The sequence below is a fragment of the Pseudarthrobacter sp. rb genome (genome assembly GCF_056389225.1).
The window spans coordinates 168,198-174,828 of record NZ_JBWJAR010000009.1 but is presented as its reverse complement, the minus strand read 5'-3'; the positions used below and the strand labels follow the sequence as shown (position 1 = coordinate 174,828).

The window sequence follows — 6,631 nt, the reverse complement described above, 5'->3', positions numbered from 1 at the left end:
TCTCCCTCGACGAAGTCATCATCACCATGCGCGAAACCGGCAAAGACATGAGCGACAAATACAAGGAAACCGCCATGGGCGGCCTCGCCGTCAACGTCGTCGAATGCTGACACCCCGCTGACACCCGCCCGAATGGCGGGCCGGGCGGTGCCCGTGGGCCTAATTGTGCGTTGCCGCCCACCAATTAAGGCTGGCAGCGAACACCAGCCATGAGATGTAGGGCAGCAGGAGCAGTCCTGCCGTCCGGCTGATCGGACCGAAATGCAGCACCGTCACCGTAACCGCGGCAACCAGGGCCACGATGATGGCCAGCCCCAGCCATAGGGCCGCTGTGCCGAGGGCAGGGTAAAGGGCGAAAAAGACCGGGGTCCAGGTGAGGTTGAGGGCCAGTTGGATGGCGTAAACCACCATGGCCTGCCGTGTCCCAGCGGTGCGTTTGCGCCAAACCAGCCATGCAGCGAGGGCCATTGCCGCATAAAGGATGGTCCACACGGGGCCGAACACGCCGTTGGGCGGGGACCAGGGGGCCTTGTCCGCGGTGGCATACCACCCCGTGACATTGGCCGCCGATGCCAACCCGCCCAACGCTGCCACCACCAGGGACGCCGACAGGAAACCGGCAAGCGCGGCGGCCTGCACCCCGGCACTGTACGGCTTCCCTCCGCTTCCCGCGGGAGCGGTGCTCTGTTCCCCATCCGGCCTCATACCCCAACCCTTGTTGAACATCCTGAGCTCCGTCAAGGTGACGCTCCACACCCGCGCGGCCGCCGTCCCGGGCATGCCGGAGAAAAGCCGGGAGCGCCTGAGGCTTTAGACTTGAAGCTGCATGTCCGCACGCATCCAGAAGTACCGAAACCGCGCACAAACCCGATTGGACACGGCCCCCTTGCGAGAATTCACCGCACGTTTTGCCACAGCCGAGGAAATTGAAAACTGGGACAAGCACGTCACGGCCAACCCGAACGGCGGCAACATGCTGCAGTCCGCTGCCTACGCATCGGTCAAGAACGGAAGCGGCTGGAAAGTCCGGTTCCTGGTGCTGGGAGGCCGCGGGAACGCCAGCTACAACCTGGTGCTGGAAAAAAGCTTCCCCGTCCTGGGACGGCTCTGGTACCTCATCAAGGGCCCCGACCTGGCAGGGGCAGCAGACCTGGGAGCTGCCCTCGAAGCGTGCGCGCAGCTGGTCCGCAGCAGCAAGCTGAGGGTTTTCACCATCAAGGTGGAACCTGACATCATCGACTCAGCCGAAGCGCAGCAGGAACTGGCAGCCGCCCACCTGGCCAAAGCCCCCAACATCCAGTCCAACGATTCCACCGCCCTGCTGGATATCTCCGGCACGGAAGAGGAAGTCTTTAAAGCCATCTCTTCCCGGGCCAGGAACGCAATCCGGCGCGCAGAGCGCGAGGGCTGCCAGGTGGTCCGGCAGGAACAAGGACCGGAAACCTACCGGGCCCTGTACGACCTGATGGCCAACACGGTCAACGCAAAGGGTTCCATGCCCCTGCGCAGCTATGACTACTACGAGCGGTTCTGGGACGAGTTCTGCAACCGCGGCCAGGGCAACTTCTTCTTCGCCTACGAGGACGGAAAACCCAGCGTGGGTGCCTTCGTCATCAACTACGGGGGCAAGGCAACGTACAAGGACGGCGGTTCCACCCAGAACCGCAAGCAGTACGGGGACTCGCACCTGGTGCAGTGGACGGCCATCCGGCGGATGCAGGAACTTGGCTGCACGGAATACGACTTCTGCGGCACCCCGCCGGCTGCGCGCATCAAGGACAAGACCCACAACCTCTACGGAATGGGCATGTTCAAGACCAGCTTCACCAAGACGGTCACTGACTTTGTGGGCTGCCACGACTACATCCTGTCCCCGCTCCGGCACCGGCTCTGGGTCAACGGTGGAGAGAAAGTGTTCCGCCGGATCGAGACCGCACGAACCGGGCAGCAGTTCTACTGACCTGCTGCCGCGAAGGCGCTCTCTCCTGAGCGCCGCCCGCACGCACCGGTGCCGGCAGCCCTGAACACCGTCCACCCTGAACACCCTCCACCCAGCGCGTGCCCACAGGCCGCGAAGAGTCCAGAAGAAGGTCACCCCTTGAATCCAGTTTCCGCCGCGACCGGGCTTGAATACGCCAACCTCAGCGACACCGAATTCGAGGCCTTCGCCCTGAAGCACCCGCAGAACAGCTTCCTGCAGTCCCTCGACTTCGCCCGCTTCCAGCGTGCCCGGGGCCAGCAGGTGGAACTCTTCGGGGTCCGGCGCGACGGCGAGCTGGTGGCCGCGGGAAAGCTCAACTACACCACCACCCGGCTGGGCTATACCGTCTGCGAGTGTGCCAAGGGCCCCCTCATGGACTACTCGGACCGGGACCTGGTGCGCGCCGTCGTCGGGCTTCTCCGCAAGCATGCTGCTGAGCGCAAAGCGGCTGAACTGCGGATCTCGCCGAACATCAGGTACATCGCACGGGACGCCGACGGTGCCGAGCACCCGGAAATCGAGGACAACAGGCCGCTGGTGGCGGACCTGGAACAGCTCGGATTCCAGCACCAGGGCCTGGACATGAACTTCATCAACGTCAACTGGATGTTCATCAAGAACCTGGTGGGGATCCAGGACGCCGAAGAGCTGATCATGGGCACCAGCTACCGCACGCGCAAAGCCATCCGCAAGGCGGAAAAGAACGGCGTCTTCCTGGAACAGGCCACCCTGGAGACGCTGGACGATTTCTACGGTGCATTGAGCCGGGCAGGCGACGAAAAAGGGTTCGTGTACCGCGAACGCGCCTATTACGAGAACCTGCTCCGCACCACCTCCGCGGAGTTCACCAAGCTGATGATGGCCAAGATCGACATCCCCGCCTACCGCAAATCCATCACCGAACGGCTGGCTGCCGAGTCGGCCACAGCGGCGGACCTCCGCCGCGAGGTGGAGGAGACCGGCAGCAAGAAAAAGGCCAACCGGCTCAAAGTGGTCCAGGACCTGGTGGACAGCTACGAGCGGAGCCTGAAGGACATTGAACGCTTCCCGGACTCGGTGGGAACGGCCACCGTGGCGGCCATCCACTTCGTCTGCTACGGCGATGAGGTGGTGTGCGTGATCGGCGGCACCGTGCAGGACTACATCTATTTCAACGGCGCAACCTCCCTCTACTGGGGAATGATGCTGCACGCCCTGGAGAAGGGCTACCCGCGGTACAACTTTTACGGCACGTTCGGCATCTCCGGGCAGGACGAGGAAGGCCACGGCGGCTACGAATTCAAGAAGGGATTCGGCGGGGAAGTGGTCCAGCTGGTGGGGGACTTCGTAAGCCCGGTCCGCCCCGCCGTCTTCCACGCCAACCGGCTGGCCAGGTCCGCTGCCGCTGCCGCCCGCACCCTGCTGGGTAAACTGCCGCTGAAGCGCGCATCCTGAGAGTCCATCAACCGCGCACAGGGAGGAACCGGGCATGACCAACCGGCCCGAATGGCCAGGGTCCAGGCCGAAGACTGACGGCCTGCCCAAGACTGAACCACTGACCCCTGCGCAGCTTCGGCAGGACGCCGCCGCCAAGAGGATGCTGCGCCGCCTGGTGCAGGGCGAGAATCCTCCCACGGCTCCGCTGAGCATCGTGGACCGGCTGGCGGGCAGCCCGTACGCCAACCCCACCATCCAGGTGGGCGGCGTGGATACGTCCGCGCGCAAAACCCTGGACTTCGCCCTGCACCTGGCTGAGACCATGTTCCGCTACGGCGCGGGTGCCCTGGAAGTCGAAACCAGCATCATCGCGGTCACGGCGGCCCTGGGGCTGAAGAACATCGAAGTGGACATCACCAACCAGTCAGTGGGCATCAACTATGCGCCCAAGGACCAGACCCCCATCGCCCTGCTGCGCGTGGTGCGGTCCTGGACCAACAACTACGCCGGCCTGGCCAAGGTGCACCAGCTGGTCACCGACATCGTGGCCGGAGGTGTGGGCCGTGACGAAGCGATCCGCAGGCTCAATGAGGCCATCACCAGCCCCAAGCCCTACCCGCGGTGGATGGTCACCGTGGCGTTCGGCATTTTCGCCGCCGTGTTCGTGGGGGTGCTGGGCGGCGGCCCGGTGTCGTCGGTGATCGCGTTCGTGGCCAACATCGGCATCAGCCTGCTGGCCCGGCAGCTGGGACGATGGCGGGTTCCTGACTTCTTCATCACCGCGAGCTGCTCTTTCGTGGTCACCATGCTGGCGCTGTTGCTCTGGCAGCTGGGGCTCACCACGTCGCCGTCCATCGTGGTGGTGGGTGGCATTCTGCTCCTCCTGCCCACCGGGCGCCTGGTCTCCTCCGTGCAGGACGCCATCAACGGCTTCCCCGTGACGGCCGCGGGGCGGTTCCTGTCCACCCTGCTGACCTTCGGCGCCATCGTGGCGGGCATCGCTGTGGCCTTCGTGGTGGGGGAGTTGACCGGGCTGCAGCGCATCGACGTAACGCAGACCTTCCCGCCCGCCTACGATCTGTGGGTCCTGATCCTCTTCGTGGCCGCCGCTGTGATGGCCATCGGCATCACGGAACAGACCACGTGGAAGCTCCTGCTGCCCACGGCAGCCGTGGGCGTGGCCGGCTACCTGGTGTTGCTCGGCTGTGGCCAGTTGGGCATCGGGGACCGGTTTGCGCCTGCCATGGCCGCCGTCGTCATTGGCCTGCTGGCACGGGTGGTGGCCTTGCGCATGGGCGCACCGCAGCTGGTGGTGGCCGTGCCCGCGGCACTCATCCTGCTGCCGGGCCTCACGATTTTCCGGTCCATGTATGTGCTCACCGTTGAGGAGTCTGAAGTCCTGGCGGGTGCCGGCGGGATGCTCAGTGCCGGCGCCATTGTGCTGGGTACGGCCGGCGGGATTGTGCTGGGCGACGTGCTGGCCCGTCCGCTGACCCGCAGCCTGGCAAGCAACGAGCGGCGCCGGGCCCGGCGCCGCTAAGCCACGGCCGCCTTTCCAGGCTAGATCTGGCCGACCGGAAGCTTCTTCTCAGCCTGGAAGACGTCCTCCACCCGGCCCTGCGCCCAGTACCCGGAGAGGGACACCTGCCGGCGCTCCAGTCCGCGCTGTTTGAACAGGACCTCGCGCAGGGCTTTCATGTAGCCGCGTTCGCCGTGCGCAAAGACATCCACCGTGCCATCGGGCCATTCCGCGCCGGCCACTGCGTTCACCAGCAGATCGCTGGAACCCGCCGATGTGCCGTTGCGGGGCAGCCACGTGATGCGCAGTCCCGCCGGGGCGGCAATGGGCTGGATGTCCGCCTCGGAGCCGACCTCCAAAAAGGCCAGCCCGGTTGCGCCTGCCGGCAGTGACTCGATGCAGGCGGCGATGGCGGGCAGGGCCGACTCGTCACCGGCAAAGAGGTACCAGTCGGCCTCGGGGTTGGGGTTGTACGCGCCGCCGGGGCCGGTAAAGATCAGCGGCTCACCCGGCTGGGCGTTGGCCGCCCACGGACCGGCGAACCCCTCATCGCCATGGACCACGAAGTCGATGGCCAGCTCCCGGGCCTCGGGATCCACCCAGCGCAGCGTATAGGTACGGGTGAAGGGCCACTGCTCCCGCGGCATGGTTTCCCGCACCGTCCAGAGATCCAGCGGGGAGGGGTACTCCACGCCGGGCTGTGGGAAGACGATCTTCACGTAACGGTCAACGAACCCGTTGTTGACGAAATCGCCGAAGCCCTCTCCGCCGGCCACAATCCGGACCATGTGCGGGGAGAGCTGTTCCTTCCGCAGCACGGTGAGGTTGACCTGCGGGCGGCTCTTCTTGGTTGCGCTGGTGGCGGCGGGGACAGTGCTCATAAGGCAAGCCTAGCTAGGGGAGCGGCGGGAGTTCCCAGGTTACGTCCCGCGCACCCTGTTCCCGGAGCAGCTGGTTCACGCGGCTGAACGGCCTGGAACCAAAGAACCCCCGGGACGCGGACAACGGACTGGGGTGCGGGCTGGTGACCACGGGGGCGCCGGCCAGGAGCGGCCTGACGCCCTCAGCCTCCTTGCCCCACAACACCGCCACCAGCGGCATCCCGGACCCGTCCGGGGACTTGCGGGCGGCCAGCGCGGTGACTGCCGCCGTCGTAATTTCCTCCCAGCCTTTGCCCCGGTGGGAGCCAGCCGCGCCGGCCCGGACGGTGAGCACCCGGTTCAGGAGCAGCACCCCCTGCTCCGTCCACGCCGACAAATCTCCATGGACGCGCGGAGGAATTCCCAGGTCCGATTCCAGCTCCCGGTAGATGTTGACCAGGCTGCGGGGGAGGGGCCGGACGTGCGGTTCAACCGAAAACGACAGGCCGACGGCGTGTCCCGGCGTGGGGTAGGGGTCCTGCCCCACGATGAGGACCTTCACGTCCGCGAGGGGCTGGCGGAAGGCGCGCAGGACGTTCGACGGCGGCGGCAGGAGCTGGTGCCCGGCCGCCTCTTCGTCTGCGAGGAACGCCAGGACCTTCCGGAGCTGGGCTTCCACGCCCTGCAGCGCCGCGGCCCAGTCCGGAGCCATCAGCTCTGCCAGTGGCAGCTGCGCCAGATCGGCGAAGCCGGCGGCGTCCGCAGGGTCCTGGTGCAGCTCGAAGAGGGCATCCGGTTCAAACATCGTTCCATTGTTGCAGGGACGGTGCACAGCGGGCCGGGAACATTCAGCCG

At 66.0% G+C, this 6,631-nt stretch carries 7 protein-coding genes; 4 read left to right on the top strand and 3 right to left on the bottom strand.

From position 1 onward, the window contains the following. On the top strand, positions 1-110 hold a 110-nt coding region (locus tag ACWRN3_RS14125), incomplete at its 5' end, for an L-serine ammonia-lyase, iron-sulfur-dependent, subunit alpha (RefSeq protein WP_476741023.1). A gap of 49 nt (positions 111-159) precedes the next feature. On the opposite strand, the gene ACWRN3_RS14120 is transcribed toward ACWRN3_RS14125, so the two are convergent. After that, a complete protein-coding gene (locus ACWRN3_RS14120; protein ID WP_476741018.1) occupies positions 160-705 on the bottom strand; it encodes a TspO/MBR family protein in 546 nt (181 codons plus the stop codon). A 121-nt stretch (positions 706-826) separates the two neighbouring features. Between ACWRN3_RS14120 and ACWRN3_RS14115 the strand changes: the two genes are divergently transcribed. From ACWRN3_RS14115 to ACWRN3_RS14105, 3 genes are all read left to right on the top strand, one after another. Continuing rightward, a complete protein-coding gene (locus ACWRN3_RS14115; protein ID WP_476741017.1) occupies positions 827-1,960 on the top strand; it encodes a lipid II:glycine glycyltransferase FemX in 1,134 nt (377 codons plus the stop codon). A gap of 138 nt (positions 1,961-2,098) precedes the next feature. Then, positions 2,099-3,415, top strand: coding sequence for a peptidoglycan bridge formation glycyltransferase FemA/FemB family protein (locus tag ACWRN3_RS14110; RefSeq protein ID WP_476741016.1), 1,317 nt, complete (start codon positions 2,099-2,101; stop codon positions 3,413-3,415). Positions 3,416-3,449: 34 nt separating this feature from the next. After that, positions 3,450-4,937 carry a threonine/serine exporter family protein gene (locus tag ACWRN3_RS14105; protein ID WP_476741015.1) on the top strand — a complete coding sequence of 496 codons (1,488 nt, stop codon included), beginning with the start codon at positions 3,450-3,452 and terminating at the stop codon, positions 4,935-4,937. Between the two features lie 20 nt (positions 4,938-4,957). On the opposite strand, the gene ACWRN3_RS14100 is transcribed toward ACWRN3_RS14105, so the two are convergent. Both ACWRN3_RS14100 and ACWRN3_RS14095 read right to left on the bottom strand, forming a co-directional pair. Then, positions 4,958-5,797: a siderophore-interacting protein gene (locus ACWRN3_RS14100; protein ID WP_476741014.1), complete on the bottom strand. Its 840-nt coding sequence runs from the start codon at positions 5,795-5,797 to the stop codon at positions 4,958-4,960. A 13-nt stretch (positions 5,798-5,810) separates the two neighbouring features. After that, positions 5,811-6,581, bottom strand: a complete 771-nt coding sequence (locus ACWRN3_RS14095; RefSeq protein ID WP_476741013.1) for a uracil-DNA glycosylase — start codon at positions 6,579-6,581, stop codon at positions 5,811-5,813. Between the last annotated feature and the right edge of the window lie 50 nt (positions 6,582-6,631).

Excerpts from the sequence above, each read along its gene's own strand:
- ACWRN3_RS14120 (WP_476741018.1), bottom strand. The coding sequence starts at position 705 with ATGAGGCCGGATGGGGAACAGAGCACCGCTCCCGCGGGAAGCGGAGGG.
- ACWRN3_RS14115 (WP_476741017.1), top strand. The coding sequence starts at position 827 with ATGTCCGCACGCATCCAGAAGTACCGAAACCGCGCACAAACCCGATTG.
- ACWRN3_RS14105 (WP_476741015.1), top strand. The coding sequence starts at position 3,450 with ATGACCAACCGGCCCGAATGGCCAGGGTCCAGGCCGAAGACTGACGGC.
- ACWRN3_RS14100 (WP_476741014.1), bottom strand. The coding sequence starts at position 5,797 with ATGAGCACTGTCCCCGCCGCCACCAGCGCAACCAAGAAGAGCCGCCCG.
- ACWRN3_RS14095 (WP_476741013.1), bottom strand. The coding sequence starts at position 6,581 with ATGTTTGAACCGGATGCCCTCTTCGAGCTGCACCAGGACCCTGCGGAC.